Origin of the sequence: Moorena sp. SIOASIH, from assembly GCF_010671925.1 — a bacterium.
In the GTDB taxonomy this organism is placed as follows: Bacteria; Cyanobacteriota; Cyanobacteriia; order Cyanobacteriales; family Coleofasciculaceae; genus Moorena.
Window position 1 is genome coordinate 848,365 of the sequence record NZ_JAAHIH010000002.1, and the last position, 26,355, is coordinate 874,719.

Consider the following 26,355-nt stretch of genomic DNA (forward strand, 5'->3'; position numbering starts at 1 on the left):
CCCCCAAGGTTGGGGGATTTAGGGGGCTTTCCCAAAACCCGACGATTGGCAAGGCAGATATCTGGGTAGGATTCCGCCCCCCATGCCCCCCAATTTTGGGGGGAACAAAACTCTCTAAAGTCCCCCAAGGTTGGGGGATTTAGGGGGCTTTCCCAAAACCAGACGATCTAAATTTATACTTCAATGTCTTGATTGAGCGCCTTTCCAGTTTATCGGTGTTAGTTGGAGGGTGGTATTCCCCCTCCTTTTAACGTGACGGTATCACCGAATTCTGCAAGTAGCGACTGAGCTGAAACCTGTGGAATCCCTTGACAAGTGTTGATTCCGAGCACCCTGAGTTTAATTTGGTAAAACATACCTAAACAGATTTCCTGTATCTATAGGTTTCCTGAATCTATAGTTAATTGTGCTGTAATCAAAATCTAAAGAATACAGCAGCAATTTTCGATGTAGCTAAACAATTAGTTTGATTAGCTCGATGCACTAGAAGTTAGTATAAACCAACTAACCTCACCAGAATATTAACAATTGTTAAAAGTTATCCCAATTAGTGGCAGATCAGCTGAGTTGGAGATAAGCAGGACTTCCGCAGTAAATCTATAGAAAATCTATAGAAAATCGATAGGGCTACGGGCAGCCCTATAGTTCATTAATCGCATCAGCATAAGCCATTGCTGCTGTTTCCCACTTGGGCAAATTACTACTGATTTCAGCTAATTGTTTTTCTTTCAAACCACCCATTACCTTCTCGGCTGCCTCCCTAGGCTGATCAGGATCAACGGTAATGATGGCAGAACCCCCTGCTTCCAAACCGGCTTGATTCCCTTGAGAGACGACGACGAAGCGACCAAATGATGCGGCTTCGGCAATGGGTAGTCCAAATCCCTCCCGGTCAGATAAAAACACTACCGCTGTTGCCTCTCGATACCATTGAGCCAGAATGCGATCGCTTATGTGACCATGATACTGAACCCAAGGCAAGCTCTCAATTGACTTGAGGAACGCTTCACCGCTAGCTTGGGTGGAAGTATTCATCCCTCCCACTAAATGCAATTCCCAAGGTTCACCACTAAGCTCTCTAAGTTGAGTAGTTAATGCCACAGCTTCCGGTAAACGCTTAGCAGCTGGGTCGATCCGACCTACGGATAACAAGAATGGTCCAGTGGGAGCAGAAATCGAGACGGTCGGTAACTTAGCTAGGGATGAGTCTACTCCATTCGGAATAGTTTTCAGCTTCTGTTGAAGCCTTGGGTTAGGGCGAAAGTGTAGCAGGTCATTCCCGGTAGCTTTGCTGACCACGATAATCTGCTGGGCAAAACGAATCGAGGCATCCAGGTAAATTAGCGATCGCAAAGCCGTTTTTATGCGATCGCCATACTTATTAGCCGCTTTCCATTCATTGACATCATGAAGCACGGCAATAGTAGGTGGATGCCACGGCAGAACGATCGGGTTAGATAGCCAAACTAGAGCCTCTACTCCTGCTTGAGCACAATACCCACTAAAGCGAGTCGCCACCCAAGCATATCGCTTAGCTGGGGAGTAATCCAGCGGTGGTAGGATATTAACACTATCTGCCAACTCCTGTAGGCTAGGGGTATTCTCAAACGCATTCGGAGAAGCCAAGATTTTAACCTTAGTTCCTCGGCTGATCAGTTCCTCAACTAGAGGTGGTAGTAATCGATTGAGATACTGCCCAATGCCTAAGCGAGGACCAAGATAATGAGCAATTAAAGCAACAGACATAGTTTATAGCACCGGAAACAGGGAACAGGGAACAGGGAATAGGGAATAGGGAGTCGGGAGTCGGGAGTCGGGAGTCGGGAGTCGGGAGTCGGGAGTGGCGTAGGGTGCGTTAGGGACGGGGTCGCCCTAATTTTCCGCTCTACCGCCAGTGTTAGGATAGCCCGTCCCGTAACGCACCACCAGGTCAAGCAGCAAAAATTAGATGCACCCAGTAGGGAACAGGGAGTCGGTAACAAAAATTTTCACAATTAATTCATTTAGTTACCCTATGGATGTTAGCAGAATTCCCAACTTAGCTAGAATACCACTGAATAAACCCATAAAGTAACAAGCATTTATAAAACTTTCAACTCTCTACTCCCTACTCCCTACTCCCTACTCCCTACTCCCTACTCCCTACTCCCTACTTCCAACAATGAACAAAATAATTGCCTGGTATCGATGGGCGATGCAAACAGGGCAGCTACCATTTGCGATAATTTTAACCCTCACCATCTACCAACCCTTTGAAGACTTTTTTCTCAACTGGCTGCCCTTACCCTCACCGTTAATCGCCTTAATACGTTTTGTTCCCGAAATTATCCTTTACATCCTAATGGTAAGGGTAATTTACCTGCGGCTCTCCTCTGGTAAAGGTATACGAAAAACCCCCCTTGATATCCTAATTATTGCCTTTTTCATTGGTAGCATGATTTCCATTGTTGTTAACCATGCTGGCATTCCAGGTACCATTAAAAATTTACGCACTAATTTTCGGTATATTTCAGTTTACTATACTGTCGTTAATATTGACATTTCTATCGAACAGCTGGCTACCTTATTAAAAAGTATTAGAATAGCCAGTTTAATCCAGGCAGGTATAGCCTCAATCCAATACTTCTTACCCGCCAGTATCAGTCAGAAACTATTCACCAGGCAAGTCATCCACTCCGGCACAATGGCTGCAAAAAATGCCAGCATTGGCACCTTTGGCGACAGTGCCATCCTCTCAGGATTCCTGATGTTAGCAATTTCAGTATTTATTAGCCATGTCTACACCAACTCTAGTCATCTTATTCCCAGCTTCAAAGACTCCGCTAGTATTTTAGTGCTATATTTCGCCAACTTTGCTTCCAAAAAGCGAGCTGGACTGATGATATCTCTACTAATTCCTATTCTAGTCTTAGTTCATCTCAAACGGAAACGAGATACTGCCCTCATCCTCTGGTTTTCTACAGCAATTTTGATAACTGTAGTCTTAATTTCCCCATTACTCAATCTTCAAACATCAGCCGCTTCAGTCTCTGAAGACGGTGAAATCCCTGATCTGACTTCTTATTTCTTCTCGATTTTTTCTCCAGATTACTGGCAACACAACTTAGAAGCTCAGCGGGGTTGGGCAGCCAAGACTATTGTTAATGGTTTGATGAATTCAGGAGGCTGGTTTGGCTTTGGTCCAGAGCCTGGTGCCTTACAAAGAGGAATAGAAAATTCCGTGATTCTCTCCCCAGATGAACAACGGCATTTATCCTGGCATGTGGAACTCCTGGAAGATGCCTACTGGTTTGCCTTTCTGGGGTATTTCGGAATTGTTGGTTTGGGGATTTTTTGGCTAATCTTGCTACGGCTTTACCAAACCTCTCAATCTCTGATTAAATCCTCTTCATCCCTGGAATACAAATCCCTTGGGGTGATGCTTTGTACTATAATTATTGTTTCTTTCTTTTACACCTTTGTGGAACGGACATTTAAACTTCGACCCTTTAGTTTTTATTTTTGGTTATTGGCTGGACTGGTAGTTAATTCCTGGTCTGTTCAACAAGGGAATAGGGAGTAGGGAGTAGGGAGTAGGGAATAGGGAACAGGGAATAGGGAATAGGGAATAAGCAAAAGGCAAAAGGCAAGAGGCAAGAGGCAAAAGGCAAGAGGCAAGAGGCAAAAGGCAAAAGGCAAGAGGCAAAAGGCAAAAGGGAATAGGGAATAGGGAATAGGGAACTTCGGATCAATATAAAAGAAAGACAAGGATTTTTTTGCTATTCTGAATCCTTACTGCTGATATACTACTTATCATACTGTTACCAATTCCCCCATCACCCTATCACCCCATCACCCCATCACCCCATTAGCCCATCATGATTGATCATCAACCCAGAGTCGAACAGATATTTGTAGTAGGAAACTCCCGCAGTGGCACTACTCTGATGGGTCTAATCTTGGGATTAAATTCAGAGGTTTTCACCTTTGAGGAACTCCATTTTTTTGGGCAGTTATGGTCCGAGGAGCATCGGGACTCTTACCTAACTCAGGCAGAAGCACAACAGCTAGCCGCTCGCCTCCTATCAATTCAGTATAGTGATGTTCTGCGTCCAGGGGATCCCAGTGACTTTAGTGAAGAAGCCAAAGCAATTATTGCCCAGCTTCCGGAGTCAAGACTAACCTCTGGGGATGTCTTTAAAGTATTTCTGGGATACAAAGCTGCCAAAAACGGTAAGAGCATTCCTTGTGAACAAACTCCGCGCAATGTCTTATACATAGCTGAAATCCTGGAACTTTATCCCGAAAGCCGGATTATTAATATGGTTCGTGACCCCCGAGACGTACTGCTGTCACAAAAATATAAGTGGCGAATCAAATTCCTGGGTGCCAAGAATATTCCTTATCGAGAAGCCTTCCGGTCTTGGTGCAATTATCATCCCTTTACCATCTCAAAACTTTGGAATGCCTCGATTAACGCTGCTGATAAATTTGCCAATCATCCCCGATGTCGTACCGTGAGATTTGAAGATTTGGTAACAAATCCAGAGCAGACCATGGAACAAATTTGCCAGTTTCTAGGTCTGGAGTTCCAACCTCAAATGTTGGACGTTCCTCAAAATGAGGGCGGTGTCTCATCCCATAAGCAAATCACACCAAAACGTCGGGGGATTGACCCCAATACCACTGGAAAATGGCGGCGTGGGGGACTTTCTGTGACAGAGATTCATATTTGCCAGCAAGTAACCTATACTAACATGCTCAACCATGGTTACTCCTATGCTTCGATGAAGCCCAACCCCTTGATGTTAGCATTAAGCTGGGCATTTTTACCGGTCAAATTGACCCTAGCCTTGTTAATGAATCTTCACCGAACCCGAAACATTGTAGAAGCGATTCGCAGACGCTTGTAGATGGTAACCCTGCTATTAAGGTCTTGGGTTTTAGGGAGCAGGGAGCAGGGAGCAGGGAGCAGGGAGTGACCAATGGGAAAATTTAATGTATCTCATCAGGATGATAAACGCTATAGTAATTATTGAAGTAGTTGACTACAATTTATTAAGATTATTAATGGGCGTAAGTCTGTTAAAATGTTACTAATTACCAGCTGAATTAATCAGGGAAAAAAAATCATGAATATCCTGATTTCTGCTTATGGCTGTTCCCCAGTAAGAGGGTCTGAATATGGTATAGGTTGGAATGTCGTAAAACAAATAGCTAAGGATCATAGCCATAAGTGTTGGGTGCTCACTAACACAACTGATCAGTCTCAGATTGAACAGGAATTGGCTAATTCACCTTTAGACAATGTCACCTTTATCTTTGTCGCAATGTCTGAAGGGTCTCGCAATTCAGGATTGTCCCATTATTTGTACTATATCGCCTGGCAGATTAGAGCATTTTTTGTGGCCAAAAAACTCCAGGACGAAATTGGCTTTGATTTAGTTCACCATGTCACCTATCAAAATTCCTGGTTGCCAACATGGATAGGCTGGCTAGGTGTGCCCTTGATTTGGAATGGTGGAGCTAAAGATAAAATTCCGTCGGTACTTTTGAAGACATTATCCCTACAATCGGCCATGATGGAACGGATTCGGATGGTGTCGATGAATGCCCTAGGTCGCTTTACCGAGTGGTCTGTTGCTTCTCGCGCCCAATTAATTCTATCTCGGGAAGCGAGCCAATGGTCAGACAATTTACCAGTTAAGGCTTTTCCTCCCTTTGGTCTGAATCAAAAAGATATTGAGAGATTAGGTCAACTCCCCCAGCGCCAAGAAGAACCCTTTCGAGTGGTAAGTATTGGCCGATTTTTGGGTTGGAAAGGGTTTGCATTGGGCATCCGTGCCTTTGCCCAGTTCCATCGTGAACGCCCTACTAGTGAATACTGGATCATTGGTGATGGTCCTGAAAAGGAGAGGCTACAGAAATTGGCCAAGGAGCTTGGATGCAGTGATGCTGTACGTTTTTGGGGAAAGCTTTCCCGTGATCAGGTGCTACAACGGATGGCAGAAGTTGACGTGTTAATGCATCCGAGTTTCCATGATCATTGGCCGACGGTGGTGTTGGAAGCAATGGCATCTGGTAGACCTGTGGTTTGTCTCGATATTGGCGGACCGTCGTTGATGGTTCAAGAAGACTGGGGAATTAAAGTGCCTGTCCATAACCTATCCCAAGTGATCAATGATTTAGATCAAGCACTGTTGCAGTTAGCAACTAATGGGGAAAAGCGCATATCTATGGGACTCAAAGGACGAGTGATAGTGAAAGAAAATTGGTCATGGGAGATAATCGGTGAACAAATGCTGAGTCTATATCAGGAAGTTATCAATTCGTAAGCTTAAGCGCTACGCGCACGCTACGCGAACAGTTCTGTAGGGTGCGTTAGGGACGGACTAGCCCTGATTGTCGCGGTAGCCAGTATTGGAACAGTCCGTCCCGTAACGCACCACCGCGTCAAACTTAACAATTAATTAACCACTAACTAACAATTACCTGATCTATACAAGCTCTAATCTTTTGAGCTAGTAGCTCTACATGGGGGTCTTTGAGAAAACTCCCTGGTTGGTCATCTAAGTGCTTACCAGAGATTTCCTGGATTTCCAGCTTTCCAGTAACTAACTCTATCCAGCCTTTTTGGAGTTCTGGAGACTGGGCAATTCGCTCACTGGTCAAGAACATTGTTACTGGGTTTGGATAGTAGCGTTTGGCCACATAATTTTTTGAAGCGAAGGTGTTAGCTTCTTGGACTTTGATGATTTGGAGAGATTGCGGTAAGGAAATTCCAAAGGACTGATATAACTTAGAAACAAGCTTTAGGAATTGCTGCTTGAGTACGTCTTGAAAACCTCTATGAATCAATCGCTGAAACAGTCCCTTTAATCGGTCACTATAGCTACGTTGATAGGGAACTTGGTTTTCACTTGTCGAGAATTCAAGAGGGCTAGGTTCAAGCAGAGCTAGCAGAGCCACTGTCTCACCGTCTAAGCGGAGCAGCTGAGCAATTTCCAGAGCAATCTTACTTCCAAAGCAGTATCCTGACAGAAAATAGGGACCCTTGGGCTGAATACTACGTATTTCCTTGAGGTAGCAGCGAGCCATATCCTCAACTGTGCTCAGGGGAGTCTGTTTGCCATCAAGACCCAATGATTGGAGTCCATAAAACGGTTGCTCCGAACCCAAATAACGTGCCAAATCCCGAAAGCTGAGAACGTTACCACCAGCTCCATGAATACAAAATAGAGGCGGTTTGGAACCATTGGGCTGAATTGGTACCACTGACGACCAAGGTGCTGACCCTTGGTCTTGGCGCAGCTGGTTTACTAATTGGGCTACAGTTGGAGCCATCAGCAGAGAAGCTAAGGGCAGTTTTTTATGGAAAACCTTCTCAATCTCAGCAAAGAGGCGCACCGCTAGCAGAGAGTCTCCTCCTAGGTCATAGAAGTTATCTGTAACACTGATAGATTTGATTCCTAAGACGTTTTGCCAAATCTTGGTCAGTTGACGTTCTAAGTCATCTCGGGGAGCAACAAAAGTCTTGGATGACTCTGGCTGAGGTTGGTCAGGTGCTAGGAGAGTGCTGTTGTGTTTTTGGGCATCATCTTCTTGGCCCTTGTGCCTTGGGATGTCTTGCTGGTCAGGTGTTTGACCATAGCATCCATCCCAATCTACTGGTACCCCTGCTGCCCTGAGCTGTTCTACGGTAGTGAGCAAGAAGCTTAGATCCGATTGCTCCTGTCGTGGATGACGTACCGACGTTAGCACCAGCTGCTCAATCGCTTTCTGAGAGTGTCGTTTAGTTAATGTGCTCAAGGTTCGCCCTGGCCCTACTTCTAGCAGGATGGTCTCTGGTTGTTTCAACAACTGTTGCACACCTTGAGAAAATCGCACAGTTTGCCGCAGATGCTGTGCCCAATAGCGTGGATTGACTGCTTGCTCGGCTGTAATCCAAGTGCCAGTAACATTAGATAGGTAGGGAATTTGTGGGGGATTGAGACTAACCTGTTTTACCTGGTCGGTGAAAGAGTCCAAGATCGGTTCCATCATCTTGGAATGAAAGGCATGGGAAGTATGTAGCCTGCGGTACTCTAGCCCTTGTTGATCCAATTGGTTTTGTAATAATGCGATCGCATCAGTAGGACCAGAAATCACCGATTGGGATGGCCCGTTAATCACTGCTAAGGAGAGTTCCTGACCTAGCAGGGATTGCACCTCTTGTTCTGGTAAAGGAACAGCAAGCATGGAACCACCAGGAAGTTGTTGCATCATCTGCCCTCGAAGAGCAACCAGAGATAATGCATCCTCTAAGGAAAAGACCCCAGCTACACAGGCTGCCACATATTCACCGATACTGTGACCGATCATGGCTTGGGGACGGACTCCCCACGACATCCATAACTGAGCTAGGGCGTACTCGATCACAAACAGGGCTGGCTGGGTAATAGTAGTCTGTTTCAGTTGCTCTGTGGCCTGATTAGTCTGTTCCTGCTTTGGGTAGAGTACATGGCGCAGGTCAATGCCCAGATGGGGTTTGAGGAGTTCTGAGCATCGATCAATCAGTACACGAAATGTTGATATTTCATGGGTTAGTTCCAGCCCCATATTGACATATTGCGCTCCCTGTCCTGGAAACATAAACGCCACAGGCTGAAGCTTGGGCTCTTGGCCGTTTATCAATAATTGTTTCGGTAGTTGTTTCGGTAGTTGTTGGGGTTGGCGAGTACTCGGTTCTAACACATCCCTGATTTCCCGGTTGCTGATTAGGTTACTTGCGGGAGCTATTACTTGCGGGAGCCATGATTGCTCAGATGTAACAGCAAACGTTAACTAATATAGCAAACCTTACTTATTAAAGTAAACTACTATAGCTTTTTTTAAGATTTTTTTTCAATACTTAGTCTGATTTAATCAAAGGTCGTTTAAATGGGCGACAGCGTAATCTCGAAGTATTAAATTCGACCGTTTGTGGGATGGGCATGCTACGCTAATGAGGTTTATTTTAAGCTGACGGCTGACCGCTGACGGCTGACCGCTGACGCTATATCTTCAGGAGGCTACTTAAGCCCAGCCCAAGCGGCCAGAAACAAGCATAAAATAAATAGAGCTATCATACTATACCATATCATCCTGATTTGTTTGTTAAGTTTCTTAATATTATTTTTTTGACTTTGAAATACTTCTGGCTCAACTAAAGTTTGTATTTTGTTTGGAAAACTACGAAACTCATTTATAATATCATTAAACTTAGTTTCGATACTATTCATATAATCCTGAAGCTTTTGGATCTGATAACCATAGACGTTTAATCGAGTTTCGGCTTTCAATAGTTCTAACTTTAGGTTTTCAACTTGCAGCTGATTATTATCTCTAAGCTCAGGAAAACGCTGCTCAAAACTTTGCTGTTCTCGCTCATGGCTCTTGGTCAGCTCAGCGAAACGCTGCTCAAAACTTTTCTGGGCTTGGGTGATCCCCTTGATTATCTCCTTTGATTCTGACTTGAAGTACTCAAAATTTGTCTGTTCTCGCTCATGGCTCTTGGTCAGTTCCGTGAAACGCTGCTCAAAACTTTTCTGTGCTTGGGTGAGCTCCTTTATTATCTCCTTTGATTCTGACTTTAACTGTGAGACTTCTGCTAGATATTCTTTTAGTTTTTTTTCCGTATCGGCAATACTTTCCAATTGGCTTTGAATCTCATCTAAGTCTACTCCAACTAGATCTCCCTTTGAAAAACGGCTGCCTAGTTCCTGTAGGTCTTGCTCAATTCGCTTAAAACCGTTTGTCAGATTTTCCATGACTTGTTTACTGATATAATTTTATTGATTAGGTGATTTATTCCATGATATAACCGTTAATTGTTAGTTTAAGTATTCCATTTTTTTATATAGTTATAGGATAGGATATTCTAAGGATAATGTTAATTTTGTTGGTTACAAATGCAAAACAAAATAGGCAGCCTATGAATCTATATATATCCGCAGATTTTAAAAAATGCTTGCGTAAAATTTCTGAAATCCGAACTCAAACCATAACTCAACTCATTGAAGATTAGATTGATAACTTGAAAATCCCTCAATTAGACACGACAGACTCAAGTCTGTCAGTTGTTTTCTAGGGAGCATAAATGAATTGTGAGAATTTTTGTTCCCTGTTGCCTACTCCCTACTCCCTACTCCCTGTTCCGATGATCCGCTGATCCGAAGTTCCCTTTACTATCATCCCCGCCGCTGTTGCGCAGGAGTTTTCAACTTCGACTATTCTGGTAATGATGTCAAAGAGTCCAAGATCGGTTCCATCATCTTGGCATGAAAGCGATGGGAGGTATAGCACTAAGCATTCAGATTAGGAAATTTATAAACTCCGAAACCTAGTCCTAGCTTACTTTTGACTTCTGACTTTTAACTTCTGACTTGCGCGTAGCGCTATATGTAGCCTGCGGTAGTCTACCCCTTGTTGAGCCAATTGGTTTTGAATAATGCGATGTTCCGTTCGCGCAGCGTCTGGCACTGCCAGTAAGGAACCGCTTCGCGATTGACCGTTCGCGCAGCGTCTGGCACTGCCAGTAAGGTCACGCTACGCGAACGCATCAGTAGGACCTTTAATCACCGATTGGGATGGCCCATTAATCACTGCTAAGGATAGTTCCTGACCGAGCTTGGGTTACTTGCGGGAGCCATTACTTGCCGGAGCCATGATTGGTCATATTTAACAGCAAACGTTAGCTAATATAGCAAAAATAAACTCTCATAGCTTTTTTTACCGGATTTATTCAATACTTAGCCTGAAAACAGGGTAAAACGATTTACTGTGAGCCAACTCAGCGCGCTGTTTGAGATTTTTTTTGAGATTTTTTTTATCAATCAGGACTTACCCATTGCCCCCGTTGCTACACCAAACTTAGTATATTTTTTGAGTATTAACCACCATATTTGGTGGGTTAGCGAGCCAAAACCAACTAAATTTCGTAACTCCTATAAATCCTGGAACTTTAATCATCAAATCTACGTCACTAGGTAGTTTATTACCTTAAAATAGCTAAGTGTTTCCCCTACTCGATAGATGAGTTCACAAGTTTTTCACAAAGTCTGATTAAGGTGTTACCCAAGTCTGATCACTAAAGTCTGATCACTAATCAGATGTGGCTTCAGCTCAATTTAATTGTTGGAGGTTTTTCCATGAACTCGCTCAGTTCCACGTCGATCATCGTTGATTTGATTGAATGGGATATACTACAATATGTAGCAGTTTATTTACAAGTGATTGACCGCTGTTGACAACATTAACTTTTTTTAAAATCTCGACTTTTGACAGGGATTTTAAGATACTGTGTGAAAGGCTGATTAAATAGCAAAGCCATCGTTAAACCGTTTGCAAAACTAATGGTGATTATTGCATCTATGTTCAAGTTATTCGTCCTCGAAAATCCTGACATGGTAACAGATTATGGCAGTTTTGACAATTTGGCACAACCGCTTCAACGACCGCCTAAAGTTCAGAGACTATTTATCACACAACTCTTAAATTTGTAGGGGACACAGCGTGAAGCGAGTCACATCCCCTCTGCTCCGGGTAGTGCGTTCCAGCAGCATGACAATCAAATCAAGTCTGACATTAACAATCGCGCCGGAACGTATTATACTTAATGGTTTTAAGGGTTTGTTGATAAATATGATCTCAGTGATGGCAGGTGATAGTCCATTGTCAAACCGCGCCAAACTAACAAATTTTTGACAAATCATGGCCTAGCCTTATCCTGGAAATCTACTTGATTGATAAAGCAGCTCAAGGTAGACAAAAAAATTATTGGGTTTATCTACCTTGGATAGCCGTTTGTTATCGGCTGTTCGGTGCATTTTCGTGATTTAGCTCACTTAGTCCTGATTTAGCTCACTTAGTCCAAGTAACTCGTGAATTGGGAAGGCAAATTTTTCCCTTTGTATACTGTTAGACTCGGGCATCTAAAATGTTGAAACTATCAATTCTTGGTATCCGTGGCATTCCCGCCCAATATGGTGGATTTGAAACTTTCGCGGAACGGTTGTCAAAATATCTTGTATCTCAGGGATGGGAAGTCACAGTCTACTGTCAGGAAGAGCACAAAAATCAGATGTTTGAAGAATACTGGCATGGTATTCGTCTGGTTCATATACCGGTTCCGTATGGCAACGCACTCGGATCGATAATTTTTGACTGGAAATCTACATTACATGCGGTCAAACAAAAGGGGATCGTGCTTACCCTTGGCTATAACACAGCCATCTTCAGTATTTGGTATCGCCTCAAAGGGATTACCAATTTTATGAATATGGATGGTCTGGAATGGAAACGCAGTAAATGGAGGCTTCCTGAAAAAATTTGGTTATATCTCAATGAATGGGCTGGGTGTTGGTTAGCTAACAGTTTAATTGCTGATCACCCAGCAATCAAGAGTCATTTATTGACCCGAAAAGTAGCTTCTGATAAAATCACGGTGATTCCTTATGGAACCGAGAAAGTTGTTAATGCCGACTCACAACTTTTAACTCCCTATAATCTGGCTCCGAAGGAGTATGCTTTGGTGATTGCTAGACCTGAACCAGAAAACTCGATTCTAGAGATTGTTTCTAGCTTTTCCAGGCGACCTCGGGGTCTTAAATTGGTGGTGCTTGGTCGCTATTTACCTGATCAAGTCCCCTATCACAAACAAGTTCTAGAAGCAGCCAGTGATGAAGTTATCTTTCCTGGTGCTATCTATAATAAGTCAGTGGTTAATGCCTTGAGATTCCACGCACGACTCTATATTCATGGACATCAAGTTGGTGGCACTAATCCTTCTTTAGTAGAAGCCCTCAGCGCTGGTCAACCTGTTCTGGCAAACAATAATCGCTTTAATCGTTGGGTTGCAGGACCCGGTGCTCACTATTTCAAAAATGAAGCGGAATTGGACGAGAAACTGGAGATACTGCTAAATGATGCTGATGAACTGCAAAAAATGAAACTAGCCAGCAAAGAGCGTTACGATGAGGAATTTGCTAAGGATAAGGATATTAAAGCCTACGAAAGGTTGTTCCTATCCAAAGCCAAGCAGCTGCGTAAACTAGCTTTGTTTAGTTCTCCAATCCCTGAAATAGAGTGATAGCCTTAATGATTTGGGCTAGCTGCTCGGGTAAAAATTTGGGTTAAAGGGTAACGAGTAATGGGTAAAGGGTAATTTTAGAAACTTTTACCCATTAATTTATTTATTTTGAGCGGTCAGCCGTCAGCGGTCAGCGGTCAACAGTAAGCATTCAGCCGTTGGCCGTTGGCCACGCTACTTGAGGTGCTGTCAGCCTAATGCTTAAAATAAACCTCTAAGGAGAGAATTTAATAGTTCAAGATTAATGAGAATTGAAAGTCTGGGTAAAAGCCCTTGGCCATTCGCGTAGCGTGGCCACGCTACTGTTCGCGCAGCGTGCCCGTAGCGCAATCGGTGCTTTGTGGCACAGGCTTCTTTGTGGCACAGGCCACAAGCGCTGTGACTTTCGTGACTATTAAACGAGTGCTTACCTCTTGTCTTGATGCAAAGCGCGAGTGGTTTGAAGTTACCGTAAGACAGGCTCGCCTTAATCAATAAGTTTTAACCATGCATCTGCATAGCCTACCAACCATAAAGGCTCAACGTAATCAGGTTTCGTCTCCGGGGGAAACCACGGCAAAGCGCGAGTGGCGCATGGGTCTGTGTGGGTCACCTGCGTCCGCACCGCTGTTTGCCCCGTGGAACGGCAAAGCGCGAGTGGGGGAAACCCCCTTTGAAGTTACCGTAAGAGAGGGTCGCCTTTATAGGGACAGGTTATGGGTCATACTTTTAAGTTATATGAAATAAGGCGACCCTCTCTAAGGTTTCGTCTTTGACCGCGCTGCCTCCCCTGTTTCCTTGCTGCATCGCTTATTCAAACGCTGACAGCTGACAGCTGATAGCTGACAGCTGACAGCTGATAGCTGAATACTTACGGTCAACAAGCCTTTATTACCAAAAATTTTGGGTTTAAAGCCCCGTCCTTATAGGACGGCTTTTCTTTAAACTTTATATTGACAGTTTGTGATAGGTGTGCTAAAAGAAAAATCTAAAAGACTAGATAGATACTATCTAACAATAAGTAGACAACGTAAAAAATATGTATCAGATACATATTGCGTAATTTGGTCTAGCGATGCAGCGCGGTCTTGGGGGTTTCCCCCATGAGCGACTGCATCAAGACAACGACTTAAACGTCTGCCGAAAAATTTAGATAAAAAAAAGTACCTATCTATCTAATATAAAAAAAAGGTACGGTGTGCCCCACCGGAACCTGGATCTGAAATGATATAAACGCTCGGGGAGATTTGTCCTCTACTCTTCCTGGTTCCGGCTGGCCCACGCAAGACGAGTCGTTGATCCAAGAATCCCCGTTCTTATAGGACGGGGAGTGTCAACTCTTGCAAGGTGGTAGTGAAGTTTGGATAGGAGATGGCAGCTGCTTCAGCACCGTGAATGGTAGTTGTACCTTGGGAATTGAGGGCTGCGATCGCTAAACTCATGGCAATGCGGTGGTCAGTATGACTATCCACGTCTGTACCGGTTAAGGGAGTACCACCGATAATCTCTAGACCATCGGGCAATTCAGTGACCTTAGCTCCCATCTGGTTCAACTGGGATGCCATCACGGCTAAGCGATCGCTTTCCTTGACTCGCAGTTCTGCTGCATCCCGAATGATAGTAGTTCCTTGGGCAAAGACTGCTGCTACTGCTAGAATTGGAACTTCATCAATCAGGCGGGGAATCAAGTCACCGGCAATCGTGCATCCTTTGAGGTTACTGTGACGTACCCGCAAATCTGCCACCGGCTCCCCAGCCACTACTCGCTGATTTAACAGCTCAATATCAGCCCCCATCATGGATAGGGCTTCTAAAATACCTGTACGGGTAGGGTTGACACCCACATTTTCAACAATCAGTTCTGAACCCGGTACAATCGCTCCGGCTACTAACCAAAAGGCCGCTGAGCTAATATCACCAGGAACAATTACGGTTTGCCCTTGCAACTGAGCCGGTCCTGTGACGGTAACACTATTCGTTTTTGGGTCAGTAATAATTTGAGCTCCAAAGGCTTTGAGCATCCGTTCGCTGTGGTCACGGGAGAGGGCTGGTTCAGTGACAGTTGTTTGCCCTTCGGTCATTAAACCAGCCAGGAGAATACAGGATTTTACTTGAGCTGAGGCGATGGGAGAGTGGTAGTGAATTGGTTTAAGAACGGAGCCTTTAATGGCCAGGGGAGCGAGCGTTGCACCTTCACGCCCCCAGATGCTTGCTCCCATTTGTTGTAGGGGTTTCACCACACGGGACATCGGACGCGATCGCAAAGACTTGTCACCAGTTACAGTAAAAAATCGGTCAGCAGCAGAGGCGAGTAGTCCCAGCATCAGTCGTAGGGTAGTACCCGAGTTACCTGCATTTAAGACATCAACCGGTTCTTGCAGTTTCCCTAGTCCTATACCCTTAACAATCACTTGTTCAGTATTAAGTTCCGAGATATCTGCGCCCAAAGCACGAAAGCAGCTAGCAGTGCTTTGGGGGTCTTCTCCCAAAAGTAACCCTTTAATGGTAGTTTCTCCTTGGGCGATCGCCCCCAACATTAAGGATCGATGGGAAATCGATTTATCCCCTGGTATCCTGATCATTCCCTGTAAAGACAGACCAGATGTTGGGGGATTTATGCTTAAAGTCTGTTGATTTTCGGTGGTAGTTAGGGTGACTAGATTGGCTGGCAAGGGCATAGACTTCGGTTACATTACCATGCTGCATCATAACCGATTTTATCAAAATTCTAGGTATTACTAAGATCTGGCAACGTTGTGATTAATCCTAGGGTGGGCAGTGCCTAGCAACGTGCTTTTTGACACTCCCCATAGCTAGAAGCTAGGGGATTCTTGGTTCAACGAGGTTACTTGCCCTTCCAGGTCGGAACCAAGAAGAGTAGAGGTACCCTCTCCCCAAGCGTTGAGAAAAGTTCCGGTGTGCCCCACCGTACTCAAGGCTCGTCTGAGAATATTGATGGCGGCATTGTGATCTCTATCTAACCGACACCCACATTTACACACGTGGGTTCGAGTTGATAATGACTTTTTGACCTCTTGGCCGCAATCAGAACAATTCTGGCTAGTATAAGCAGGATTTACCGCAACAGTTGTCCTGCCAAATTTATCGCCAAAATATTCCAGCCATTCCCGAAATTGATACCAACCAGCATCATTAATAGATTTGGCAAGACAGCGGTTTTTAACCAAGTTCTTAACCCTCAACTCTTCGTAGGCGACCAAATCGTTAGACCGGATTACGCAACGTGCCAGTCTCTTGGCATGTTCTTCACGTTGCCTACTTATTTTGAGGTGTGTCCTACCTAGTTTATTAATGGCTTTTTGACAGTTAGCAGAGCCTTTCTTTTTGCGGGAAACCCGACGTTGATAAAATTTTAAGCGCTTTTCACCCGTTCGGTAAAATCTCGGGTTAGGTTCAGCGTGTCCATTGGAATCAGTATAAAATTCTTTCAGGCCAACATCTAAACCTATGGCGTTTCCTGTTGGTTCTAGTTCTTCGTGATTGTCTACTTTGACGCAAAACTGAACATAGTACCCATCAGCTCTTTGGACTATCCTTACCCGTTTAATTTGTTTCTGGTCGAACTGCCATAAGTCCCATGTACCTTTGAGCTTAACTCTTCCGATCCCTTTCTTGTCGCTGAATTTGATTGATTTTTTATCTGGCGATAACTTCCACCCAGACTGCTTATATTCAACCGAGCGACAGTGCTTTCTGAATCTAGGGTAACCTTTCTTTCCTGGCACCTCACCCATGCAGTTGTCGTAGAAGCGCTTAATCGCCCGTTCTACATTTTCTACAGAAGCTTGACAGGCATGACTATTGAGTTCCTTGACAAAGCTAAACTCATCGCGCAATTGAGTGTTGTAACGGTAAAGTTCTTTCTTGCCGACTCCCCTATTATCCATCCAGTACCGCAGCACTTTATTACGGACGAATTTGGCTGTCCTAATAGCTTCATTTATTGCGATTTTTTGGGGTTCTTTAACAACGGCTTTGAACTCCATTACAAGCACTCGAATCACCTCCTTGGCTCCCTTGCTTTACTTACTATCATAGTCGATATCTCAGAGCAAAAGTTCCTGGAGATTTATCAGGGAATAAATTCCCTGCGGGCTAACCCCATGAATAGAATTCAGGGGCTTGCGCCCTTAGATTTTTCGGTCAGTTTCTGGATCTGTCTGATCCACTGCCCACCCTACATTAATTGAGCGTTGCTCAAGCCAAGGTTTCTGGACAATATCCCAACCCCATGGTGAATTGTTCGCAAAAAGCTTCTATGTCGCTCTGGTTTGGACAACCATGAGAAACCACAGCAACTTGGTAGCGACGCATGACCTCTACAGGTGACTGTCCGGTTTCCAGACTCCACAGAGCCATTTGCACACGAATGTCTGGGTTGTAGGGAATCCCCAACTCGTTCATATAAGCCCGAAAGTCTCCATGTTGTTGAGCGGTTAAGGGTGTGTCCATCTTGACCTTAACCACCCAGCCATCAATCCGATGAATCACCGTGGCAAATTTGATAGGTAGCTGGGGCGAGTCTTTTAGATACTCAACGACTCGCAGAGTTAGACTGGCATTAGCTAAAAAGTAAAGGTAATCCATAGAGAGGAGTTAGTTAGTAACCAACCGAGGGTTCATATCATATGCGCTATCTTTATTTTCGCAAGGCAGGATTGCTAACGGACAGGGGATATTCCCCCGATCTTAGATAGGGGAATATCCCCAATTTACCAATAACAGCATGACAGGGATTGACAAACAGACATCCAAGCACCAAATCGACCGATTAGTCTCAAGCTATGACTATGAACTACCTCAAGAGCAAATTGCCCAAACACCCTTGAGCGAGAGGGATGGTTCACGACTGCTGGTGGTAGATTCACCAACTCACCATAGCCACCACATCTTTAGGGAATTACCTCAGCTATTGCAACCGGGTGACCTATTGATCCTCAATAACACCAGGGTTATCCCCGCTCGACTCTATGGGCGTAAATCCACTGGTGTGCCTGTAGAGATTTTGTTGTTAGAAGAGCGACAACATCAGGAACAACAGCAGGGACAACAGCAGGGACAACACCAGAGTTGGCTAGCTTTAGTGAAACCAGGTAGGCGTCTCAAGCCAGGAGCAGAGATTTGGTTTACTCCCTCATCGGACGTTGGGCTCAACGATAGTACCGTCTCAAAACACCTAACTACCCCCCTACCTCCTCTTAAAGCAACTGTTCTGGCAACAGATGAAGCGACCAGTGGGCGGATATTGCAGTTTGATTTCCCAGAGGGAGTATCCTGGGAAACCCTATTGGAGTTGTATGGCCAGGTTCCTCTACCCCCCTATATCCAAGACTCTCAAGCTACCCCAGACCAGTATCAAACCATTTATGCTCAAAAGAACGGTGCTGTTGCCGCTCCCACCGCTGGACTTCATTTCACCAATGAGCTAATCGAAAACTGTCGCCAACAGGGAATTCGGCTAGGGTATATCACCCTACACGTGGGGGTTGGTACATTTCGGCCTGTAGAAGTGGAGGATATTACCGAGCACGACATGCACGGAGAGTGGCTAGAAGTCCCCCAATCAACTGTCGAGCAAATTCAGGAAACTAGAGCAACCGGAGGCAGAGTGATTGCTGTAGGAACAACGGTAGTCCGTGCTCTAGAGGGAGCTGTTGTGGATGGGGAATTACAACCCTATTGTGGTAAGACTAACTTATTTATCTACCCAGGCTATCAGTGGCAGGTAGTGGAGGGATTGATTACCAATTTCCACTTACCTCGGTCGAGTTTATTAATGTTAGTTAGCGCCATGGTAGGGAGGGAGCGGTTACTGACCTTGTACCAGGATGCGATCGCTCTTAGTTATCGCTTTTATTCCTTTGGTGATGCGATGTTAATTTTGCCAGAAGCTAGAGATGTTCCCAGGGAACAGGGAATAGGGAGTAGGGAGTAGGGAATAGGGAGTAGGGAGTAGGGAGTAGGGAGTAGGGAATACCGTAGCTGTGGGCGTTAAATTTGAGTAGGTAATGCGATCGCTATGTCTAAAACCATGACCTCTGCTGTTGTGCCTATCTCTTATTTGGGGTCAACTGTAAATACAAACAAGGAATCACCAGCAAGGCACTCAAGGTTGAGGCACATAAACCGAAGATAATTGCCATACACAAAGGAAACCAAATGGGATCACTTAGTGCTAAAGGAATCAAACCAACCATGGTGGTAATACTGGTGGTGAGTACCGGGCGCAGTCGGTCAGAAGCACCATGAGCTGCAGCTTGTCGCACTTTCATTCCACTGGAGCGATGGTTGTTCATGGTTTCTACGATCACGATGGAATCATTAACTACAATTCCCACTAGAGAAATAATCCCAATTATGGCAGGAAACGAAAGGGGTATCCCGAGCAAAGAGAAACCACTAAAGGTGCCAATCAAAGCAAAGGGGATAGAGAGCATAATAATGAAAGGCTGGGTGAAAGAGCCAAATTGCAGCACCAGTACCGAAAAAACTAAGAAAAGTGATACATAGGACATGTTAACTGCGGAACCAAAGGTCTCACTTTGAGTTGCAGCCTCTCCGCCAAATTTGTAATCATAACCTGGAGACCATGTTTTCTTCATTTGCTCTAATTTTGGCTGTAACTCTGCCAAAATCTCTCCAGACGTGCGACCTTTAGCTTTAGAATAAACAGTAACTGTGCGTTCGGTATCTGTATGGGTAATCGATAGGGGAGCCATGCTCTGCTCAATATCCAATATCGCCTCTCCCGATATTGCTCCGTGGTCTGATGAAAACACTTGAAACATTCTCAACTCATCACGACGAGTGGGACCACCTACAGCGCCATTGCGGGAGGGCCACGCAGTACTCAGGCGAATTTCTAAGTCGTCTTTTCCTGCTCTAATGGCAGAGTCTGTAATCTCGTTATCGGTCATCATGTAGCGTCCCTGCAGGGCTAGGTCATTTTCACTGATGCCATAAAAATCCATAGCTTCCCGTTTGGGTCGAAGTTTGATATCGTTGCGCAAATCTCCCAAGCCATCACGGACATCTTCAGTCCCATCAATCTGGCGCAGTGCTAATTGGACTTCACCGGAAATCTGCCGCAGTGTGTTCATGTCATTGCCTTTTAGCTCAATGGCAATGGGGTCTCCGCCTTCACCAGTACCAGGAACATTTATGACTAGGGATGCTCCAGGATAATTACGGATCGCCTGATTCAGTTCTGTTCGCAAGTCATCTATATAGTCATAGGAGAACTGGTCGCGCTCGTTTTTTTTGGTAAATAGTGCTGAGAAACCTAGTAAATAGTTATCCTGTGTGGGCTTAAGACCACTCTCTTGGACTAAAGCACTTTTTTGACCAACTAATTTGGTGACACTTTCAAAATAATCCTTGGAACGCAAAATTTCTCCTAAATCATCTGCCACTTGTTGAGACTTTGCCAAGGTTGCTGTGGGGGGTAATTCCACATTGATACTGATAGGCCGGGTGTCAGCATCAGGAAAAAGCGTTCCTGGTAATTGCGCAACCGCAACCAAAGAGGTCATAAAAAGAACTACAGTGCCGACAATCCAAGCACCAGCTATTGCTCGGTTACGTACTGTAAACTTGAGACTCCAGTTTTTAAACCATTCAGAGGCGGATTCGGTTAATTTATCAATGCGGGTTTTTTGAATCCCGCCTTTGACATTACCTAACACAAAGCGAGACAAGGGTATATCGATTAATAAAGCGATCGCATAACTGAGCAACAGACAGATAATTGCTGTGATCGGCATCAAGCGTATAAACTTGCCCATCGTGCCACTAATTACCAGCAGGGGTGCCATAGCTAGAATAGTTGTCATCTGACCGGAAAAGGCTGGTGCTGCATAGGTTCTCACAGTCTTAAGGGCTGCCTGATTAAAGGTTAACCCTTCCACAAACAGTCCATCATGCATCCCCTCCATCATTAAGATGAATACATCCACCAGCAATCCTAGTGCTATGACCATCCCATATAAGATCATATTGTTGAGGGTGTACCCACCAAGCCAGAGCAGAAATATAGCTCCGAGAAAGGTTAAAGGAATCGATAACCCTGCAATTATGGCTTCTCGCCAGGTCAGGGCAATGAACAAGACGATAAAAACACCAATCACTGCCTGAATCACATTACTGATCAGGTTATTCTGCTCATCGTGAATCTCTTCGTCCTGCCTGTAGGTAATCCGATAATCCATCCCAAAAGGCCAGACATTGAGGTCTTGCTTGAGAGACTCCAGTTCTTCTAAGGTTTTTTCGATGACGTTAATCGAGTCAGACCCTGGTACTTTCACTACATCCATGCTGACGGTGGGTTCAAACTCAGAACCCTGCCAACTCATGAAAGCACGAGTCTTTTCCCTTTCCAAATCCCGACGTACTAAGGCAACTTCATCTAGGCGCACTACCCTACCATCACTACCACCCAAACGAGTGATAGGCAAGCTACGTAAATCTTCCAAGGTACGAAACCTACCGTACAATCGCACCTGGGCTCCAATCTGTTCGTTTTCAATCTGATCCCAGGGCATATCCTGGTTAGCAACTCTGAGGCGGTCACTTACTGTTGTTGGGGAAATCCCCAAAGTAATCATGCGGCTGGGGATAAGTTGGACATTGATAACTTCTTTCCGTTGTCCTGCTAAATTAACCTCCCGTACACCCGAGACTTTTTCGAGTCTTTCTTGAATATCTTCCGCCGCCCGACTGAACACCGCCGGATCGAGATTACCATATAAAGCAATCGAGAAAATCGGGACATCTTGGGCAGAGATTTGCTCTATATTTGGTTGATTAGCCTCTGAATTAATCTCCGGTTCAGCATCATCAACTTTTTGCCGCAGCAGTGCCATCGACTCCTGAACATTGGCATTAGCTTGGAATTCAACTGATATCTGGGAGAAACCGTTGAAAGAAGCACTCTCAACTTTCTTCAATCCCTTGAGGGATTTGAGTTCTTTTTCAATTTTATCTGTGACTTGAGTTTCTATGGTTTCTGGGTCAGCCCCTGACCAACTAGTAGTCACTATCGCCATCGGAATTTCCACATCTGGATCGGCTTCTTTGACCATCGACTGATAACCCATCAACCCACCCAAGGTTAGCAAAACGATCAAGAGAATACCAAATACTGTTTTCAGGAAAAAGAATTTAGCTAAACCTGAGGCTCGGTTAACATCAGGCACATCATGCCCATGATGCCCATTATGATGTAATTTATCCTGTAAAACCTCAGGTTTAGAGTTGGACGAAACCAGCTTACTACTCATCAATTACCTACCAAAGTAAAACGTCATCTGACCAATTACCAACTTCCAAAATTACTATAGGGATCCTAAATGAATTGTGATAATTTTTGATGGTAAGCATTCAGCTATCAGCTATCAGCGATTAGCGCTACGCGCACGCTACTTGAGGTGCTATTAGCCAAAGACCTGTGGCCAGTCTACTTGAGATACTTTTGAATAAAATAAGCTGACGGCTGACCGCACCTCAAGTAGCGTGGCCAAAGGCCAAGGCTGACCACTGTTCGCGTAGCGTGGCCAAAGGCCAAGGCTGACCACTGAATACTTACTTTTGATGCCATATTCCCTACTCCCTACTCCCTACTCCCTACTCCCTGTTCCCTGTTCCCTTTGCTATAGTTAATCACTTCAACTGGTGTGCCATCAACTAAGCGATTTAGTCCTTCTGTGACCACTAAGTCGCCAACTTCAACACCACTTGTAATTTCTTGCATAGAAATCCCCCTAATCCCCGCTGTTACCGGACGCAGTTTGACGACGTTTTCTTGTTGATTTACAACAAATACATAGGGTTTCTGGTCTCGGTAGACAATTGCATTAAGAGGAACACTTAGGGCTGTGGGGTTTTCTGCTAGAGCGATCCAAACAGAAACTCGCTCTCGATCCAGTACATTCTTACTTCCTTGGTACAGGCGGATGGTCACGTGTACAGAACGCTCACCAGGGTTAACCGAAGGACTGACTGAAAAAATTGCGCCTCGGGCTTTAGCCAGGCGAAACAATTCCTGTTGGGTCATTCCTTTAGTAGAGGCAGTACTCATGTCTTGATCTAACACCACATAAGCTGATTGACCTGGTTGCACCAATGGGCCATAAAAGCTGGGTAGTTCGACATTGACTTCATAAGCGCTAGGGTCATTGACAATGATAGGCACTGAATCGACTACACTCTGATAATTACCAGTGTTTACACTGTTTAAAATTTGAGTTGTCCAGAAGTCTCCCTCTCGGATATTAAGGTGGGCTACAATGCCATCAAAAGGTGCTACAATCTCCGTATCTTCTAGACTAATGGTAGAGCGGGTTTGTCCAGCCTTTGCTGAAGCAATCTGGGCTTGAGTAGCAGTTAATTGTGACTGGGCAGATGCTAACTGACTTTCAGCCGCTTTGACATTGCTCAAGGCAGCATTAACTTGAGCTTGTGCTGCTCTGACTTGGGATTGAGCATCCTCGGCTCTATTTCTGTAGACATCAACATCACTCTCTGAGATCACACCGGCATCGAAAAGTTCTAGACGACGTTTGAATTCAGATATCGCTAAGTCAAAATCATTTTTTGCTGCTTCAAACTGGGCTTGGTTGCTCAGTACTTGTGCTTTGGCTTGTTCTACGTTTGCTTGAGCTTGAGACAAGTTGGCTTGTGCTGTTACCCTTTTGGTCTGAGCTTCAGCAGTTTGGGCTTGAGCTTGTGCCAGATCGGCTCGCAGTCTGCGGTCATCTAATTTTGCTAGTAATTCACCCTTTTTGACAAAATCTCCCTCTCGCAGATCCCGTCCATTAACTTTTTTGAGATAGGTGATGGTTCCTGAGGTTTGGAAGGTCAGGTGTTTGCCTCGCACTGCTGAAACGAAACCATTGCCAAAAACTAACTGTTGCAGTGGATAAATTTTGACTGGGGTGGCTCGTACAGGTAACCGGTTAGGTTCAGCTGGGGCTGCTGTGATGGTGTTTTGTGATACTTCAGGATTAGGTTGGGACTGTTTGAAAGCGATCGCACCCAATGCTAGAATACCGATACCGAGCAGAAGAAAAGGCCACATCGGTCGCTTTTTGCGGGAGGGATGGGCGGGGGTATTGGTTGCTTCCCTGGCAGCTTCCGTTTCTAGTTCGGGTAATGGGTCTTGTTGTTGCTGTTGAACCCCTTGATCAATGTCTTCCTGAATTGGTTGAGGTGAGGACAAGTGCTTTTGAGGCAAAGGATTTGATTTCATTGTTTATTTCCTGTAGCGTCAAGTCTTAAGTACTTTTGATTAGGCCAGTATAGGAATATCGCCTGTCACCAAGGAGTCTGTTTCTAGAGAAATGCCACAGGCGCGCATCAGAACAAGCAGATATCTACCATATATCAGTTGGAGCAACCGTGCCATAAACCCGTAGTATAGGATTACCGGAAGTTTTGTCAAGTATACAGCCTCAAAACTTCTATTGAAATCAGGATAAGTACTAAAACCGAGGGATAAGATTATTTTATTAAGGGAGTAGGGAGTAGGGAGTAGGGAGTAGGGAGTAGGGAGCGGTTACCCCTCTATAGGCTTTCATCTGTATTGTATCCCAGACGGGATAAATTAATGGCTGCATTTAAATTTCGGTCGATTTGTGGACAAATTACAAATTACAAATGATAAATGATAAATCACAAATCATAAATTAACCCCACCAGTGTCTTAAACAAGTGGGGTTTGCTGAGGATTAATTTAAACTAATGACAAGAATGTATTTTGTCTGCTGACCGCTGAGCGCTGAACGCTGTTCGCGTAGCGCATATGCTTAAGCAGTCTTTTTTTTGAAAGCTGCACCTGTTCCCAAAGCACCTAATGCTAGTAAGCCCAAAATTGAAGCAGGTTCCGGAACAGATGTTAGCTGAACATTGTCAATCAGCAGTCCAGAGTCAACAATAAAATCATCCTCATCCAAGACTCCAAATCCCAAACTAAAGCTTCCGGAGGTCTCAAAGGTATAAGAAAAACTCTGAAAGCCAGTCTCTTCATCGAAATCTGTCAAAGATTCTATGAATAGTGGGAAGTTGGTGTCAGCTAGCCCATCTACCATTTTAGCTATGCTCACGAAGGAAAAATCGTTAAAAGTTCCTGAATTAGAAGATGTAAATTCATCCGTGAGAAAGTTCCAATCAAAAGTCAAAATATCTCCGGCATGGGCGGTGAAGGTTTGTTGAATTGCAGAACCCTCTCTGGGAGTGTCTACATTGGGAAGATTAGGGATAGTAGCTAAGCTTCCAGCTGTTAATCCTAGAAATGTTTCTAAATCCGAGACAGGAACTGAGCCAAAATCAGTGGTTAGTAGAGCTTGGAAGTTTCCATCTGTGGGACCACTTCCAAACGCGGCTGTTTGAATACTAGTGTCGCCTATGGTTGCCCATGGGCTGAAATCACCAGTCTCAAAACTGCCATTGACAATTGCTAGGGCTGGGTTAGCACTTAAAAGAGTTGCCGCACTAACTAAACTTACTGTACCTGAGCATAGGGTTAAGACATTGAAAAATTGGCGAGTAGACATAAAATTGATTCCTCCTTTGTTAGGGAAAATGCTATGGTTTTCGCGACGACACTATTTGCTCGAACTATGTCTTGATGCAGCGCGGCCAAAGGAGGTTTATCCCATGAGCGACTGCATCGCTTTGGAGAGTATTGGAAAATTCCTTAATAAGTCAGATCATCTAAACATCAAGGGGCTCAAATCAATTAATTCTAAAATCTAGAGCCTCTTAATACGCAAGCACCATGATCTGACCCATCCAAGCCAACTAGTCTAAGCATGGATGTAACTAATGATAAAAATCCCTAGGAACTTAAGCTGCGCGCTCTAAGGATAGTGTTCATTTTTGATTATTATCCCCAGATGGGGGTCTTTTCTTTGACGGCTTTAGGTTGGTAGCTATGAAAACAATGAACTAGTTAACATTGATGAATGATTTATTTTCCAACAACACTATTACATATAAATCTGTAATAATTTAGCTACTTAAAGGAAACTTCACTAAATCTTTAACTTAATAAAGTTTTGATGAAAAATCCTTTGATAAGAGATAATTTAGGAAATATAGCATTTACAAATAGGTCATAAACAATATTGCTGATTTCTGATAACATCAAAAACTATTCGGAGCTCTTTCCTACTGTTCCCTGTTCCCTGTTCCCTGTTCCCTGTCTTGATGCAGTCCTATGTTTACATCTCAAATAAAACGCTATACTTGGTAACCTAAGATGCATTTAAATT

At 44.4% G+C, this 26,355-nt stretch carries 20 protein-coding genes; 7 read left to right on the top strand and 13 right to left on the bottom strand.

What is annotated here, in order from left to right; translation table 11 throughout:
• Positions 1-639: 639 nt before the first annotated feature.
• Together F6J90_RS11365 and F6J90_RS11370 are read right to left on the bottom strand one after the other, a co-directional pair.
• Positions 640-1,746: a glycosyltransferase gene (locus tag F6J90_RS11365; RefSeq protein ID WP_293093057.1), complete on the bottom strand. Its 1,107-nt coding sequence runs from the start codon at positions 1,744-1,746 to the stop codon at positions 640-642.
• The gene (locus F6J90_RS11370) at positions 1,731-1,982 is read right to left on the bottom strand and encodes a hypothetical protein (protein WP_293093059.1); all 252 of its coding nucleotides are present in this window, start codon (positions 1,980-1,982) and stop codon (positions 1,731-1,733) included. The genes F6J90_RS11365 and F6J90_RS11370 overlap by 16 nt, the downstream gene beginning before the upstream one ends.
• Positions 1,983-2,161: 179 nt before the next feature.
• Here F6J90_RS11370 and F6J90_RS11375 point away from each other — a divergent pair, with 179 nt between their 5' ends.
• The gene (locus F6J90_RS11375; protein ID WP_293093061.1) at positions 2,162-3,562 is read left to right on the top strand and encodes a hypothetical protein; all 1,401 of its coding nucleotides are present in this window, start codon (positions 2,162-2,164) and stop codon (positions 3,560-3,562) included.
• Here the strand turns inward: F6J90_RS11375 and F6J90_RS11380 are convergent.
• Entirely contained in the window at positions 3,541-3,747 is a 207-nt protein-coding gene (locus F6J90_RS11380) for a hypothetical protein (RefSeq protein ID WP_293093063.1), read from the bottom strand. The genes F6J90_RS11375 and F6J90_RS11380 overlap by 22 nt on opposite strands.
• Positions 3,748-3,857: 110 nt before the next feature.
• On the opposite strand from F6J90_RS11380, the gene F6J90_RS11385 reads away from it, so the two are divergent.
• Both F6J90_RS11385 and F6J90_RS11390 read left to right on the top strand, forming a co-directional pair.
• The gene (locus F6J90_RS11385) at positions 3,858-4,892 is read left to right on the top strand and encodes a sulfotransferase (RefSeq protein ID WP_293093065.1); all 1,035 of its coding nucleotides are present in this window, start codon (positions 3,858-3,860) and stop codon (positions 4,890-4,892) included.
• A 219-nt stretch (positions 4,893-5,111) separates the two neighbouring features.
• Positions 5,112-6,314 carry a glycosyltransferase gene (locus F6J90_RS11390; protein ID WP_293093067.1) on the top strand — a complete coding sequence of 401 codons (1,203 nt, stop codon included), beginning with the start codon at positions 5,112-5,114 and terminating at the stop codon, positions 6,312-6,314.
• Positions 6,315-6,456: 142 nt separating this feature from the next.
• On the opposite strand, the gene F6J90_RS11395 is transcribed toward F6J90_RS11390, so the two are convergent.
• Together F6J90_RS11395 and F6J90_RS11400 are read right to left on the bottom strand one after the other, a co-directional pair.
• The gene (locus tag F6J90_RS11395) at positions 6,457-8,712 is read right to left on the bottom strand and encodes an alpha/beta fold hydrolase (protein WP_293093069.1); all 2,256 of its coding nucleotides are present in this window, start codon (positions 8,710-8,712) and stop codon (positions 6,457-6,459) included.
• Between the two features lie 317 nt (positions 8,713-9,029).
• A complete protein-coding gene (locus tag F6J90_RS11400) occupies positions 9,030-9,767 on the bottom strand; it encodes a hypothetical protein (RefSeq protein ID WP_293093072.1) in 738 nt (245 codons plus the stop codon).
• Between the two features lie 346 nt (positions 9,768-10,113).
• Between F6J90_RS11400 and F6J90_RS11405 the strand changes: the two genes are divergently transcribed.
• Positions 10,114-10,281: a hypothetical protein gene (locus F6J90_RS11405; RefSeq protein ID WP_293093074.1), complete on the top strand. Its 168-nt coding sequence runs from the start codon at positions 10,114-10,116 to the stop codon at positions 10,279-10,281.
• A gap of 134 nt (positions 10,282-10,415) precedes the next feature.
• Here the strand turns inward: F6J90_RS11405 and F6J90_RS11410 are convergent, their stop codons facing one another.
• The gene (locus F6J90_RS11410; RefSeq protein WP_293093078.1) at positions 10,416-10,559 is read right to left on the bottom strand and encodes a hypothetical protein; all 144 of its coding nucleotides are present in this window, start codon (positions 10,557-10,559) and stop codon (positions 10,416-10,418) included.
• A 1,376-nt stretch (positions 10,560-11,935) separates the two neighbouring features.
• Here F6J90_RS11410 and F6J90_RS11415 point away from each other — a divergent pair.
• A complete protein-coding gene (locus tag F6J90_RS11415) occupies positions 11,936-13,087 on the top strand; it encodes a DUF1972 domain-containing protein (protein ID WP_293093080.1) in 1,152 nt (383 codons plus the stop codon).
• Positions 13,088-13,360: 273 nt separating this feature from the next.
• Positions 13,361-13,564 (top strand): hypothetical protein, encoded by a 204-nt coding sequence (locus F6J90_RS11420; RefSeq protein ID WP_293093083.1) that lies wholly within the window; start codon positions 13,361-13,363, stop codon positions 13,562-13,564.
• Positions 13,565-14,382: 818 nt separating this feature from the next.
• Here F6J90_RS11420 and aroA read toward each other — a convergent pair.
• The 3 genes from aroA to F6J90_RS11435 all read right to left on the bottom strand — a co-directional run bounded on the left by aroA (position 14,383) and on the right by F6J90_RS11435 (position 17,674).
• Positions 14,383-15,738: a 3-phosphoshikimate 1-carboxyvinyltransferase gene (gene aroA, locus F6J90_RS11425; RefSeq protein WP_293094828.1), complete on the bottom strand. Its 1,356-nt coding sequence runs from the start codon at positions 15,736-15,738 to the stop codon at positions 14,383-14,385.
• A 141-nt stretch (positions 15,739-15,879) separates the two neighbouring features.
• Positions 15,880-17,082: a transposase gene (locus F6J90_RS11430; protein WP_293094831.1), complete on the bottom strand. Its 1,203-nt coding sequence runs from the start codon at positions 17,080-17,082 to the stop codon at positions 15,880-15,882.
• A gap of 202 nt (positions 17,083-17,284) precedes the next feature.
• Positions 17,285-17,674, bottom strand: a complete 390-nt coding sequence (locus F6J90_RS11435) for a hypothetical protein (protein WP_293093086.1) — start codon at positions 17,672-17,674, stop codon at positions 17,285-17,287.
• 139 nt (positions 17,675-17,813) lie between these two features.
• Here F6J90_RS11435 and queA point away from each other — a divergent pair, with 139 nt between their 5' ends.
• On the top strand, positions 17,814-19,022 hold the full coding sequence (gene queA / locus F6J90_RS11440) for a tRNA preQ1(34) S-adenosylmethionine ribosyltransferase-isomerase QueA (RefSeq protein ID WP_293093088.1): 1,209 nt from the start codon (positions 17,814-17,816) through the stop codon (positions 19,020-19,022).
• A gap of 115 nt (positions 19,023-19,137) precedes the next feature.
• On the opposite strand, the gene F6J90_RS11445 is transcribed toward queA, so the two are convergent.
• The 4 genes from F6J90_RS11445 to F6J90_RS11460 all read right to left on the bottom strand — a co-directional run bounded on the left by F6J90_RS11445 (position 19,138) and on the right by F6J90_RS11460 (position 25,635).
• The gene (locus F6J90_RS11445; RefSeq protein ID WP_293093090.1) at positions 19,138-22,365 is read right to left on the bottom strand and encodes an efflux RND transporter permease subunit; all 3,228 of its coding nucleotides are present in this window, start codon (positions 22,363-22,365) and stop codon (positions 19,138-19,140) included.
• 176 nt (positions 22,366-22,541) lie between these two features.
• A complete protein-coding gene (locus tag F6J90_RS11450; RefSeq protein ID WP_293093093.1) occupies positions 22,542-22,682 on the bottom strand; it encodes a hypothetical protein in 141 nt (46 codons plus the stop codon).
• A 12-nt stretch (positions 22,683-22,694) separates the two neighbouring features.
• Positions 22,695-24,332: a biotin/lipoyl-binding protein gene (locus tag F6J90_RS11455; protein WP_293093095.1), complete on the bottom strand. Its 1,638-nt coding sequence runs from the start codon at positions 24,330-24,332 to the stop codon at positions 22,695-22,697.
• Between the two features lie 556 nt (positions 24,333-24,888).
• Positions 24,889-25,635, bottom strand: a complete 747-nt coding sequence (locus F6J90_RS11460) for a PEP-CTERM sorting domain-containing protein (RefSeq protein ID WP_293093097.1) — start codon at positions 25,633-25,635, stop codon at positions 24,889-24,891.
• Positions 25,636-26,355: the final 720 nt, after the last annotated feature.